This is a genomic window from Serratia sp. PF-27, assembly GCF_030053255.1.
GTDB classification, from domain to species: Bacteria; Pseudomonadota; Gammaproteobacteria; order Enterobacterales; family Enterobacteriaceae; genus Serratia; species Serratia bockelmannii.
Genome location: NZ_JASGBT010000019.1, coordinates 1 through 13612, shown reverse-complemented (window position 1 = coordinate 13612; position 13612 = coordinate 1). Strand labels below are relative to the sequence as shown.

The 13612-nt window shown below is 60.4% G+C and carries 11 protein-coding genes; 7 read left to right on the top strand and 4 right to left on the bottom strand.

Annotated elements, in window-relative coordinates:
• Positions 1–2: 2 nt before the first annotated feature.
• Together viaA and ravA are read right to left on the bottom strand one after the other, a co-directional pair.
• The gene (gene viaA, locus QMZ29_RS11650; protein ID WP_004933781.1) at positions 3–1466 is read right to left on the bottom strand and encodes an ATPase RavA stimulator ViaA; all 1464 of its coding nucleotides are present in this window, start codon (positions 1464–1466) and stop codon (positions 3–5) included.
• A gap of 2 nt (positions 1467–1468) precedes the next feature.
• A complete protein-coding gene (ravA, locus tag QMZ29_RS11645; RefSeq protein WP_025304733.1) occupies positions 1469–2977 on the bottom strand; it encodes an ATPase RavA in 1509 nt (502 codons plus the stop codon).
• A 283-nt stretch (positions 2978–3260) separates the two neighbouring features.
• Between ravA and kup the strand changes: the two genes are divergently transcribed.
• The 7 genes from kup to rbsR all read left to right on the top strand — a co-directional run bounded on the left by kup (position 3261) and on the right by rbsR (position 11113).
• A complete protein-coding gene (gene kup / locus QMZ29_RS11640) occupies positions 3261–5129 on the top strand; it encodes a low affinity potassium transporter Kup (protein ID WP_049207096.1) in 1869 nt (622 codons plus the stop codon).
• Between the two features lie 170 nt (positions 5130–5299).
• The gene (rbsD, locus tag QMZ29_RS11635) at positions 5300–5719 is read left to right on the top strand and encodes a D-ribose pyranase (protein WP_147823466.1); all 420 of its coding nucleotides are present in this window, start codon (positions 5300–5302) and stop codon (positions 5717–5719) included.
• Between the two features lie 7 nt (positions 5720–5726).
• A complete protein-coding gene (gene rbsA, locus QMZ29_RS11630) occupies positions 5727–7232 on the top strand; it encodes a ribose ABC transporter ATP-binding protein RbsA (RefSeq protein ID WP_025304731.1) in 1506 nt (501 codons plus the stop codon).
• Positions 7233–7238: 6 nt separating this feature from the next.
• Positions 7239–8207, top strand: a complete 969-nt coding sequence (gene rbsC / locus QMZ29_RS11625) for a ribose ABC transporter permease (protein ID WP_025304730.1) — start codon at positions 7239–7241, stop codon at positions 8205–8207.
• A 24-nt stretch (positions 8208–8231) separates the two neighbouring features.
• On the top strand, positions 8232–9119 hold the full coding sequence (gene rbsB / locus QMZ29_RS11620; protein WP_261426434.1) for a ribose ABC transporter substrate-binding protein RbsB: 888 nt from the start codon (positions 8232–8234) through the stop codon (positions 9117–9119).
• 61 nt (positions 9120–9180) lie between these two features.
• A complete protein-coding gene (rbsK, locus tag QMZ29_RS11615) occupies positions 9181–10107 on the top strand; it encodes a ribokinase (RefSeq protein ID WP_261426419.1) in 927 nt (308 codons plus the stop codon).
• Between the two features lie 4 nt (positions 10108–10111).
• Positions 10112–11113: a ribose operon transcriptional repressor RbsR gene (gene rbsR / locus QMZ29_RS11610; RefSeq protein ID WP_025304727.1), complete on the top strand. Its 1002-nt coding sequence runs from the start codon at positions 10112–10114 to the stop codon at positions 11111–11113.
• Here the strand turns inward: rbsR and mdtD are convergent.
• Entirely contained in the window at positions 11110–12525 is a 1416-nt protein-coding gene (gene mdtD, locus QMZ29_RS11605; RefSeq protein WP_099816895.1) for a multidrug transporter subunit MdtD, read from the bottom strand. The two genes, rbsR and mdtD, sit on opposite strands and share 4 nt — an antisense overlap.
• 67 nt (positions 12526–12592) lie before the next feature.
• Positions 12593–13282: a FadR/GntR family transcriptional regulator gene (locus QMZ29_RS11600; RefSeq protein WP_033652336.1), complete on the bottom strand. Its 690-nt coding sequence runs from the start codon at positions 13280–13282 to the stop codon at positions 12593–12595.
• Positions 13283–13612: the final 330 nt, after the last annotated feature.

The following is a 13612-nucleotide window of genomic DNA, read 5'->3' as shown; positions in this document are numbered from 1 at the left end:
GCCTAGCGCCGCCAGCGGCGCATCAAACGGCTTTTCAGCCCGGTATCGAAGCGCCAGATATGATCGAAGATGCGCATGATGCCGGGTTTGCCGTAGGCGGACATCGCCACCGCATGGAAACGCTGCTGGTGGCTTTGCTGCTGCTGTTTCACCTTCTTTATTACCTCCTCCGGCAACCGCTGGGCGATAAAATCGGAAATAATCACCGCATCGGCGTCGAACCAGCCGCTCTCCGCCATTTTGGTGACGGTGGCGTTCAGGCAGGCCGCCAGATCGGTGCCGCCGCGAAACTGCTGGCCGAGAAAGCGCACCGCCTGTTCGATGCCGCTGGCGGCGGTGAGTTCGTAATGCACGATCTGGTTGGCGAACAGCATGATGTAGCAGCGGCGGTTGTCCGCCAGCGCAATGCGCAACAGCGCCAGACAGAACGCCTTGGCGCACTGTTCGTTGAAGCCGCCCATCGATCCTGAGGTGTCCACGCAGACGATAAACGGCCCGCGCGGCTGCTGATCCTGCTGCTGGTGGGTGACCTGACGGATCAGGATCTGTTCCTGCCAGACGTCGCCCTGCAGACGGTAGCTCAGCAGTCGCTTTTCCAACAGACGGCGATAAAACTCGAATTCCAGCTCTTCAATCCCCAGCGTCGCCAGCTCCGGCGGCAGCAGACGCAGGATGTCGTCGCTCTGATGAATGCCGCTCACTTCTTCCGGCAGCGTGGCCGGCACCTGCACCATGACCCTGAACGGCTCCGGCTGCGCGTCCTGTTGCTGCACCGCCTTGGCCTGATAGCTGCGGCCCAGCTGCTGCGCCAGCTTTTTCAGCTCCGGCTGTTGCTGCAAAAAGTTGCCATACTCCACCAGCCGCTGGTAATCGCCGCGCTGCAGCTGGCCTTTGCTCATGTCCCACAGCCTGCCGGCGGCGGTGTCGTTTTCCGACAGCAGCGGCTCCAGCGCGCCGCTCAGCGCCAGGCGCTCCTGCAGTTCCGCCATCAGCTGCTCGCGCTCTTGTTCCAGCAACTGGTGGTGCAGCATAGTGGCCTGCAGCGTCAGGCTGATGCGCCAGCGCTGCAAGAACAGGGTTTGGAAGCTGTCGTCAAGCGGGTGATTGGGCAGATCGGCGGCGTCCACCAGCGCGCGTGCCTGTTCATAAAACGGCGAGACCAGCTGACGCAGCAGCTCCATCGTGTCATTGAGGTTGTGATAGAACTGGGTGTTGTTCTCCAGCTGGCACTGCTGGTAGCGGTAAAACTCCTGCGCCAGCGCCGGCGGCACCATAGCCTCCTGCAGACGCTCCTTGAGCTGCAGTTTCCAGCGTGGCAGATCGCGATCCAGCGCCCGGCGAAGGGCCGGAAACTTTTTAAAGAACACCGACAGCTGCGGCGCCGCCAGCATGCCGACGATCATCTCCTCGATCATCTCGCCTTCGGTGATCGCCAGAAGCAGATCGAGCGTCTCCAGACTGAGCATGGTTACTGGCCGCGCATTTGCTGCTGTTGCTGTTTAACCTGTTCCGCCACTTGCAGCAGACTGGCTTCGATCTTGGCCAGGCCAGCGGCAGGCGTGAACAGACAGGGCTGATGTTGGCTGAAGGCGCGGCGCTGCTCCGCCAGGCGCTGGGCCAACGCGTCCATTTCATCCAGCAGCGCCTGCGGCGTGGCGGTGGCCTGTTTGCCCGGCAGCGCCAGCAGCGAAGGTTGGCGGCTGACGTCCAGCACCGTCAGGTGCAGTTGGTCATCGACGTCCAAATCGATCGGCTGCGCGAAGCCAATGCCGTTCAGCTTGGCGCGCACGTCGCCGCCTTTTTGCAGCCAGTTATCCAGCACGCTGCTCTCAATGCTCAGATGGTTGACCTGAATGTCATGCAGCTGCAGCGGTTTTTGCAGCAGCAGGGTGAGGGTGCCGCCGGCGAACGGCGTGGCCGGCGCATATTGCGGTTTGCGGCTGAACATGCCGCCCTTTTTCACCAGGCTGATGGCCTGTCGGTCGCTTTGCTGCTGCTGGTCCTGCAGCCAGCGGGTATGGATCTGTTGCAACTGGATCAGCATCGACTGCTGCTGATAGGCCGACTCGGTCAGCAGCTGATCGATCTGCTGTTGCAGCAGCTTCAGCGAGGTGAGATCGTGCCACAGGCAGTCTTTCAATAGCATCAGGTCGAGCGGGGCGATGGCATCGCGCCCGCTGAAGAAGGCGCAGGCCTGCAGCAGACGCAGGGCTTTTTTCCAGCGCCGATCGGAGACGTATGGCGCCTGCTCCAGCGCGTCCAGCCGCTGACGCAGCTGGAAAATCAGCTCAAAGCAGGCTTCCGGCAGCGCCACCTTGTCGATCTGCGGCTGCCACTGCAGAAACTCTTCGTCGCTGATGCTCAGCGCCGCCGGCACCGGGTTTTGGCTTTCGCTCTGGCGGTTGACCAGCAGCGAGCGGAAATTCTGTTTATCCTGCACCTTGTCCAGCCACAGGCGGATAAGCATGCGGTCATATAAGGCTTCGAGGCTGTTGTCCGCTTCGGGCAGTTCGTTGGAGGCGGTGACCAGCAGGCGCAGCGGGATCGGTTCTTCGCTGTTGCCGTTGCGAAAGCGCCGTTCGTTAATCGCCGTCAGCAGGGTGTTGAGGATCGCCGGGCCGGCCTTCCAGATCTCGTCCAGAAACACGATCTCCGCTTCCGGCAGGTAGCCGGCGGTCAGGCGCTGATAGCGCCCTTCGTCTTTCAGCGCCTGAATCGAGAGCGGGCCGAAGACCTCTTCCGGCGTAGAAAAGCGCGTCATCAGGTATTCAAAGGAGCGGGCGTTGCGGAAGGCAAACTTCAGCCGGCGCGCGATCAGGCTCTTGGCGATGCCGGGCGGGCCGAGCAAGAATACGCTTTCGCCGCTCAGCGCCGCCAGCAGGCACAGGCGGATTGCCTCTTGCCGCTCATAGAGGCCGCTCTCCAGCGCGCTGCTGAGGCGGGAAATTCGTTCTGCCAGAAGGGATGATGGCGTCATATAATCGTCGTATTGTCCGAGAGTTAGCCAATCTTGGTCGATAATTCGATGATAAACCACCATTATTTTTAATGGTATAGCTTATTGATTAGTAAAATTTTTCTCAGTTGAGTCGGATATCCGGTTCACATTTTGTTTATTTTTCGGCTCTGATATAAGGGTAGGCAAGCCGTATAAATGGTGCATACTGTGCGGCTTTCTGGTGGGCGTGACGGATCTTTGAGCCCGTATTTTGCCTGATGCGGATGCATCGCTAACGGATGTTCTGATAAAGAAACGAATTATGAGCGCAGAGCATAAGCAGTCCCTATCGGCGGTAACCCTGGCTGCCATCGGCGTGGTCTACGGTGATATCGGCACCAGCCCTCTCTATACGCTGAGAGAGTGTTTCTCCGGCCATTACGGCTTCGATGTTCGTCCAGACGTGGTTTTCGGCTTCCTGTCGCTGATTTTCTGGATGCTGATCGTGATCGTTTCCCTCAAATATCTTACCTACGTGATGCGGGCGGACAACGCCGGCGAAGGCGGCATTTTGACGCTGATGTCGCTGGCCGGGCGAAATACCTCGGCGCGCACCACCGCAGTGCTGGTGATACTGGGCCTGATCGGCGGCAGCTTCTTCTATGGCGAGGTGGTGATCACCCCGGCGATCTCGGTGATGTCGGCGATAGAGGGGTTGGAAATCGCCGCGCCTGCGCTCGACGCCTATATCGTCCCGCTCTCGATTCTGGTGCTGACCCTGCTGTTCGTTATCCAAAAACACGGCACTGGCAGCGTCGGCAAGCTGTTCGCCCCGGTAATGCTGCTGTGGTTCATCGTGTTGGCGGTGCTGGGCGCGCGCAGCATCATTTCGAACCCGGAAGTGCTGCAGGCGCTGAATCCCAAATGGGCGCTCAACTTCTTTATGGAATATAAGAAGGTGTCGTTCTTCGCGCTGGGGGCGGTGGTGCTGTCTATCACCGGCGTTGAGGCGCTGTATGCCGATATGGGGCACTTCGGCAAGTTCCCGATCCGCCTGGCCTGGTTCACCGTGGTGCTGCCTTCGCTGGTGCTCAACTACTTCGGGCAGGGGGCGTTGCTGCTGAAAAACCCTGAAGCGATCAAAAACCCATTCTTCCTGCTGGCACCCGACTGGGCGCTGATCCCGCTGCTGATTCTGGCAACCCTGGCAACGGTCATCGCCTCGCAGGCGGTGATTTCCGGCGTCTTCTCGCTGACCCGCCAGGCGGTGCGTCTGGGTTACCTGTCGCCGATGCGCATCATTCACACCTCGGAAATGGAATCCGGCCAGATCTATATTCCGGTGATCAACTGGACGCTGTACATCTCGGTAGTGCTGGTGATCATCGGGTTCGAACACTCCAGCAACCTGGCGGCGGCGTACGGCATCGCCGTCACCGGTACCATGGTGCTGACCAGCATTCTGGTCACCTCGGTGGCGATCAACAACTGGCACTGGAATCGCTTCCTGGCGATCGGCATTGTGACCATCTTGCTGATCATCGACGTGCCGATGTTCTCCGCCAACGCCCTGAAGCTGTTCTCCGGCGGCTGGTTGCCACTGACCTTGGCGCTGGTGATGTTCGTCATTATGACCACCTGGAAGAGCGAGCGCTTCCGCTTGCTGCGCCGCCTGCATGAACACGGCAACTCGCTGGAGGCGATGATCGCCTCGCTGGAGAAATCGCCGCCGGTGCGGGTGCCGGGGACCGCGGTGTTCCTGTCGCGCGCCACCAACGTCATTCCTTTTGCGCTGCTGCACAACCTGAAGCACAACAAGGTGCTGCATGAACGCGTGGTGCTGCTGACGCTGCGCACCGAGGATGCGCCTTACGTGCACAACGTGCGCCGGGTGACCATCGAACAGCTGTCGCCGACCTTCTGGCGGGTGGTGGCCAGCTACGGCTGGCGGGAAACGCCGAACGTCGAGGAGGTGTTCCACCGCTGCGGGCTGGAAGGGTTGCCGTGCCGCATGTCGGAGACGTCATTCTTCATGTCGCATGAGTCGCTGATCCTCACCAAGCGGCCGTGGTATCTCTACCTGCGCGGCAAGCTGTTCGTCGCCCTTAGCCGCAACGCGCTGCGCGCGCCGGATCAGTTTGAGATCCCACCTAACCGGGTCATCGAACTCGGCACGCAGGTCGAGATCTAACCCACCTGACAGGGGTTCAGCATGGCTGAGCCCCTTTTGTTTGCGCTTTTTCCGCGCGCGAACGAAACGTTTCGATAGCGATCACACTTCTGCATTGTCCCGGTTGCCTTCCCCTGCCGTTTTTTTAAACTCCTCCAGAGAGCGAAACGTTTCGCTAGCGGAGTGAGAAGATGAAAAAAGGCGTATTACTGAATTCCGACGTGTCTGCCGTGATTGCCCGGCTGGGGCACACCGATCAGCTCACCTTGTGCGATGCGGGCCTGCCGATACCGGCGGCGACGCAGCGCATCGATCTGGCGCTGACGCAAGGCGTGCCGACCTTCATGCAGGTGTTCGCGGCGGTCACGCAAGAGATGCAGGTAGAAAACGCCATCCTGGCGGAAGAGATCGTGAAACAAAATCCGTCGCTCCACGAGGCATTGTTGGCTGAACTGACCGCACTGGGCCAACGCCAGGGCAATACCATCAGCGTGCGCTATATCAGCCATCAGGCGTTTAAAGCGCAAACCGAGCACAGCCGGGCGGTGATCCGCAGCGGAGAGTGTTCGCCTTACGCGAACGTGATCCTGTGCGCCGGCGTAACTTTCTGAGGCGCGTATGCAACCTTTACTGCAACTGAAAGGGATTGATAAAGCCTTTCCCGGCGTGAAGGCGCTTTCCGGCGCCGCCCTCAGCGTCTATCCCGGCAAGGTGATGGCGCTGGTGGGGGAAAACGGCGCCGGGAAGTCCACCATGATGAAAGTGCTGACTGGCATCTACCAGAAAGACGCCGGCAGTCAGTATTTTCTCGGTAAAGAGGTGGTATTCAACGGGCCTAAGGATTCGCAGGAAGCGGGCATCGGCATTATCCATCAGGAGCTGAACCTGATCCCGCAGCTGACGATTGCGGAAAACATCTTCCTCGGCCGCGAGTTCGTCAACCGTTTCGGCCGCATTGACTGGAAGCGCATGTACGCCGAGGCCGATCGCTTGTTGGCGCGCCTCAACCTGCGCTACAGCAGCCACCGGCTGGTGGGGGAGCTGTCGATCGGCGATCAGCAGATGGTGGAGATCGCCAAGGTACTGAGCTTCGAATCGAAAGTGATCATCATGGACGAACCGACCGATGCGCTGACCGACACCGAAACCGCCTCGCTGTTCAAGGTGATCAACGAGCTGAAGGCCGAAGGGCGCGGCATCGTTTATATCTCGCACCGCCTGAAAGAGATTTTTGAAATCTGCGACGACGTGACCGTGTTCCGCGACGGGCAGTTCATCGCTGAGCGGCCGGTGAGCGAGCTGCAGGAAGATTCGCTGATTGAGATGATGGTCGGCCGCAAGCTGGAAGAACAATACCCGCGCCTTGATTTGCCGCGCGGGGAAAAGCGGCTGGACGTCAGCCACCTTTCCGGACCCGGCGTTGAAGACGTCAGCTTTACGCTGTACCGCGGCGAGATCCTCGGCGTGGCCGGGCTGATGGGCGCCGGGCGCACTGAATTGATGAAGATCCTGTACGGCGCCGCGCCGCGTAAGGCCGGCACCGTCAGCCTGGACGGCCGCGACGTGGTCACCCACTCGCCGCAGGACGGGTTGGCGAACGGCATCGTCTATATCTCGGAAGACCGTAAGCGCGACGGCCTGGTGCTGGGCATGTCGGTAAAGGAAAACATGTCTCTGACCGCGCTGCGCTACTTCAGCCGCGCCGACGGCAGCCTGAAACAGGCCGATGAGCGGCAGGCGGTGGGGGATTTCATCCGCCTGTTCAATATCAAAACGCCGTCGATGGAGCAGCCGATCGGCCTGCTTTCCGGCGGCAACCAGCAAAAAGTGGCGATCGCCCGCGGCCTGATGACCCGGCCGAAGGTGCTGATCCTCGATGAGCCGACGCGCGGCGTCGACGTCGGCGCCAAAAAAGAGATCTATCAGTTAATCAACCAGTTCAAGCAGGAAGGGCTGAGCATCATTCTGGTGTCTTCGGAAATGCCGGAGGTGATGGGCATGAGCGATCGCATTCTGGTGATGCACGAAGGGCATCTCAGCGGCGAGTTCCCGATTGAACAGGCCACCCAGGAAGCGTTGATGGCGGCAGCCGTCGGCAAGCAATACGGCGTAAAGCAGGAGTAATCAGATATGAGTTCCCAGACTATCGCAGCCAAGCGCTGGTTCAGTAAAGAGTGGCTGTTAGAGCAGAAGTCGTTGATTGCGCTGCTGGTGCTGATCGCCGTGGTCTCTTCCATGAGCCCGAACTTCTTCACCCTGAACAACCTGTTCAATATTCTGCAGCAGACTTCGGTGAACGCCATCATGGCGGTGGGGATGACGCTGGTGATCCTCACGTCCGGCATCGATCTGTCGGTAGGATCGCTGTTGGCCCTGACCGGCGCGGTGGCGGCGTCGATCGTCGGCTTTGAGGTCAACGCGCTGGTGGCGGTGGCGGCGGCACTGGCGCTCGGCGCCGCGATTGGCGCCTGTACCGGGGTGATCGTCGCCAAAGGCAAGGTGCAGGCCTTTATCGCCACGCTGGTGATGATGCTGCTGCTGCGCGGCGTCACCATGGTGTACACCAACGGCAGCCCGGTCAATACCGGTTTCACCGACGTGGCCGACACCTTCGGCTGGTTCGGCATCGGCCGTCCGCTGGGCGTGCCTACGCCGATCTGGATCATGGCGATCGTGTTCATCGCCGCCTGGTATATGCTGCACCATACGCGCCTGGGCCGCTATATTTATGCCCTGGGCGGCAACGAAGCGGCGACCCGCCTGTCCGGCATCAGCGTCGATAAAGTGAAGATTATCGTCTACTCGCTGTGCGGCCTGCTGGCGGCGCTGGCCGGGGTGATCGAAGTGGCGCGCCTGTCGTCGGCGCAGCCGACCGCCGGCACTGGCTATGAGCTGGACGCCATCGCCGCCGTGGTGCTGGGCGGCACCAGCCTGGCCGGCGGCAAGGGGCGCATCGTCGGCACGCTGATCGGGGCGCTGATCCTCGGCTTCCTGAACAACGGCCTGAATTTATTGGGTGTTTCTTCCTACTACCAAATGATCGTGAAGGCAGTGGTGATACTGCTGGCGGTTCTGGTAGATAACAAAAGCAACAAGTAACCTCCCCCTACAGGAATCACGATGATGAAAATGAAAAAACTGGCAACCTTAGCTTCCGCCATCGCGCTGAGCGCCACCCTGAGCGCCAATGCCATGGCCAAAGACACCATCGCGCTGGTGGTGTCCACCCTCAACAACCCGTTCTTCGTCTCGATGAAGGATGGGGCGCAGCAAGAGGCCAACAAGCTGGGCTACAACCTGGTGGTGCTGGATTCCCAGAACAACCCGGCGAAAGAGCTGGCCAACGTGCAGGATCTGATGGTGCGGGCGCCCAAGCTGCTGTTGATCAACCCGACCGACTCCGATGCGGTGGGTAACGCCATCAAGATGGCCAACCAGGCTAAGATCCCGGTCATCACGCTGGACCGCGTGGCGAGCAAGGGTGACGTGGTGAGCCACATCGCTTCGGACAACCGCGTGGGCGGCAAAATGGCCGGTGATTTCATCGCCAAGAAAGCGGGCGCCGATGCCAAGGTGATTCAGCTGGAAGGCATCGCTGGCACCTCTGCCGCGCGTGAACGCGGTGAAGGCTTCAAGCAGTCGCTGGATCAGAATAAATTCAAACTGTTGGCCAGTCAGCCGGCCGATTTCGATCGCACCAAGGGCCTGAACGTGATGCAGAACCTGCTGACCGCGCACCCGGATGTGCAGGCGGTGTTCGCCCAGAACGATGAAATGGCGCTGGGTGCGCTGCGCGCGCTGCAAACCGCCGGTAAAACCGACGTGATCGTGGTAGGCTTCGACGGCACCGCTGACGGCGTGAAAGCGGTCGAAGGCGGCAAGCTGGCGGCGACGGTGGCGCAGCGCCCCGATCAGATCGGCGTGATCGGCGTGGAAACCGCCGATAAAGTGCTGAAAGGCGAAAAAGTGTCGGCGACCATCCCGGTCGATTTGAAACTGGTCACTCAGTAAGTCATACCAGCGCCATCGGAACGGGGCGTTTACGATGGCGCGCAATTCAGGAATCAATGCGATGGAAACAGGTAAGCTGGTGGTTCTTGGCAGCATCAATGCCGACCATATCCTCAATATTGAACAGTTCCCCCACCCGGGCGAAACGGTGATCGGGAAACAGTATAAGGTGGCGTTTGGCGGCAAGGGCGCGAATCAGGCGGTGGCGGCCGGGCGCAGCGGGGCGAAGATCGCCTTTATCGCCTGCGTGGGCGCCGACGATATCGGCGAACGTGTCCGCCGGCAGCTGGCGAGCGATTGCATTGATACCCAGCCGATTGAAGCCATCGCCGACACCACCACCGGCGTGGCGCTGATCTTCGTCAACGCCGAAGGCGAGAACGTGATCGGCATTGATGCCGGCGCCAACGCCGCGGTAACGCCGGATTACCTGGCGCGCTACCAACAAAAAGTGATCGACGCCGATGCCCTGCTGATGCAGCTCGAGTCGCCGCTGGAGACGGTGATCGCCGCCGCCCGCCTGGCGAAACAACATCACACGCAGGTGATCCTCAACCCGGCTCCGGCGCGCGAGCTACCTGACGAGCTGCTGGGCATGATCGATATGATCACCCCGAATGAAACCGAAGCCCAGCGCCTGACCGGCATCGCCGTGGACAACGAAACGGATGCGGCGCGTGCGGCGCAGGCGCTGCACGACAAGGGCATCGCGACGGTGATCATCACCCTCGGTAGCCGCGGCGTGTGGCTGAGCGAAAACGGCAACGGCAAATTGGTGCCCGGTTTCAAGGTGCAAGCGGTGGATACCATCGCCGCCGGCGATACCTTTAACGGCGCGCTGGTGACCGCCCTGCTGGAAGGCAAGGTCATGGCCGACGCGGTGCGTTTCGCCCATGCGGCGGCGGCGATCGCCGTGACCCGCCCCGGCGCGCAGCCTTCGGTGCCGTGGCGTGAAGAGATCGACGCCTTCTTGCAGCAGCAGGGGTGATCCTTTGGCCACCATGAAAGATGTCGCCCGCCTGGCGGGCGTTTCAACCTCTACCGTTTCGCATGTGGTCAACAACAATCGCTTTGTCAGCGACAGCGTGCGCGACAAGGTCATGGCGGCCGTGGAACAGCTGAACTATGCGCCTTCTGCGCTGGCGCGCAGCCTGAAGCTCAATCAGACGCGCACTATCGGCATGCTGGTGACCGCCAGCAACAACCCGTTTTATGCCGAAGTAGTGCGCGGCGTAGAGCGCAGCTGCTATGAACGCGGCTACAGCCTGATCCTGTGCAACACCGAAGAAGACGCCGCGCGCATGAACCGCAGCATGGAGACGCTGCTGCAAAAGCGCGTCGACGGTTTGCTGTTGATGTGCACCGAAAACCACCGGCCATCGCAAGATGCCCTGAGCCGCTACCCGTCATTGCCGATCGTGATGATGGACTGGGCGCCGTTCGAGGGCGCCAACGACATTATTCAGGATAACTCGCTGCTGGGCGGCGAGATGGCGACCGATCATTTGATCGCCCGCGGCTACCGCAAGATTGCCTGCATTGCTGGCCCGGAGGATAAAACCACCGCTCGTCACCGACTGGAAGGCTATCGCAACGCAATGCGTCGCGCCGGATTGCCGGTTTCGCCAGGGTATGAAGTGCATTGCGATTTTGAGTTTGAGGGCGGGGTAAACGCCATGCGCCAACTGCTGGCGCTGGACGAGCCGCCGCATGCGGTGTTCGCTGGCAACGACGCGGTGGCGGTAGGCGTTTATCAGGCGCTGTATCAGGCCGGGCTTTCCGTGCCGCAGGATATGGCGGTGATGGGCTACGATGACATTGAGTTGGCCCGTTATCTGGCGCCGCCGCTGAGCACCATTCATCAGCCGAAGGATTCGCTGGGCGAACTGGCGATCGATGCGCTGATCAACCGCCTGCAAAACCCGGAGCGCGCGCCCCAGGTGCTGGTGCTGACGCCCGAGCTGGTGGAACGCGCCTCGGTGGGCCGCCGTTAGCTCGCCACCTTCGCTTCTTTCTTGCTTTCCTGGCCGCTGATCAAATTGCGGCCATCTTTCCTTCTCAGCAACATAAACACCAGCGCCGACGCCACGGTGACGATCCCCATGGTGATAAAGGTGTAATGGAAGTGGTCGATCATGGTGCCTAACGACAGGGATTCGTAAAAACGCAGCACCGCTGCGCTGATCGCCACGCCGAAGCTGATGGACAGCTGCTGGGTGACCGCCAGGACGCTGTTGCCGGCGCTGGCGTTGGCGTCGTTCAAATCCGCCAGGCTGATGGTGTTCATGGCGGTAAACTGGGTGGACATCGCCATGCCCAGCACGAACAGCGGCAGGATCATTAGCCACAGCGGCATGCCCGGGCTTTGCAGGGCGAACTGGGCGATCAGCACTCCGATGATAACGGTAATGCCGACCAGCGTTTTACGGTAGCCGAACCAGCGCAGCACCTGAGTGACGGTGGATTTCGCCATCAGCGAGCCGATGGCGGTTGGCGCCATCATGCAACCGGCGACGATCGCCGTATAGCCGAATCCCACCTGCAGCATGAGCGGCATTAAAAATGGCACGCAGCCGGTGCCCAGCCTGGAGGCGACGTTGCCAGCGATACCGACCGAGAAGGTACGGGTTTTGAACAGGTCGAGACCGATCAGCGGCTGAGGGTGACGGCGGGCGTGCGCGATGTAGCCGAACAGCATCACAAAGCCGCTGAGCAGAATACCCAGCGAAACGTAGCTTGCCAGTACCCGCTCGCCAAACAGCTCCAGCCCGGTGGAGATCAGCACCAGGCTCAGGCCGAACAGCATGAAGCCAAGAAAATCGAAGCGGCGTTTGGGCGTAGTGAAGTCCGGCATGTATTTGCGCGCATAGAAGATGCCGAGCAGGCCGATAGGGATATTGATCAGGAAAATCCAGTGCCAGGTGGCGTAGGTGACCAGCCACCCGCCCAGCAGCGGCCCCAGAATCGGCCCGACCAGGCCGGGCATGGTGACGAAGTTCAGCACCGGCAGCAGTTCGCTGCGCGGGTAGGCGCGCAGCAGCGCCAACCGCGCGACCGGCATCATCATCGCGCCGCCGATGCCCTGCAGCACGCGAGAGGCGACCAGCGCGCTCAACGTGGGGGAGAGGGCGCACAGCAGCGAGCCGAGGGTGAATAGCGTGACGGCGAAGATGAACACGCGCCGGGTGCCGAAGCGGTCCGCCAGCCAGCCGCTGACCGGGATCAGCATTGCCACCGTCAGCGTGTAGCTGATGACGGCCGATTGCATCGCCAGCGGCGATCGCCCCAGGCTTTGGGCGATCGCCGGTAGCGCCGTGTTGAGGATGGTGGCGTCCAGCGCCTGCATAAAGAACGCCATTGCGGCGATCCACGGTAGCCCTGCCATACTGCGCGCGGATTGGGTCATGGTCGGTCCTGGTTAAATGGTCGTCTGTCCCTCGTCTCTTTCTTCTATATATAAGCGGGGAGCGTGTCTAGTCTTTCTCTTTCAGCAGCACCTGGCAGGCGACGAGCGCGCCGGCGCTGTCCCCGGCGAGTATCGCATCGACGATAGCCTGATGATGGCGCAGCTTAATGACTTCATTGCCGGTGATGGCGCGGAAGTAGCTTTGGTACACCGAACTGAACAGGTTGGCGAACGAGGTCAGGAACGGGTTGCCGCTGGCCTCATAGATGAGCTGGTGGAATTGGGTATCGACCTGGATCCAGCGCTCGCGGTCAAACTGGGTATGCAGCGCGCGCATTTCCGCCATCAGTTCCGCCAGCAGCTTGGTTTGCTGCGGGCTGGCGTGGTCTGCCGCCAACGCGCAGGCCTGTGGCTCCAGCGAGGTGCGCAAGATAAGGAAGTGTTGCATCACCTGATCGAAGTTTTCCCGCGTCATCCACCAGGTCAGTAAATCCTGATCGAGGAAATTCCATTGGCTCTGCGGCATCACGCGGGTGCCGATGCGCGGGCGTGGTAGCAACATGCCTTTGGCGGCTAACATCTTTACCGCTTCGCGTACTGCGGTGCGGCTGACGCCGAATTGCTCGCCCAGTTCCATTTCACCGGGCAGGATGCTGCCGGCCTGATAATCGCCCGCCAGAATTTGTTGGCCGAGTTTCTCTGCAAGCAGATAAGAAAGATTGCGTTGGGCGGCCTGTTGTTGTGCATTTAACGGCATGGCTGCGGGTCCTTACTGACATCGTTATTTCTATTTTACTCCAGCGATCGCCAGCTTTTATGGCTGTTTGCCTGAAAAAGTGACATAAATTCGTCGCTTTTTCGCCCTTTTGCCGAAAAAAACCGCGCTTGAAAAGTTTTTTGCATTTAGGGGTTGCGGCCTGCCGAGAACTCCCTATAATGCGCCTCCACTGACCGGGAACAACGACTGACAAGCCGCCGGGTCAGCGAGAGAAAAGCGAAATAAACGCTTGACTCTCCGGGTGAAAAGCGTAATATACGCCACCTCGAGTTAGCAAGCGAAAGCGCCTAACTCACTGCTCTTTAACAA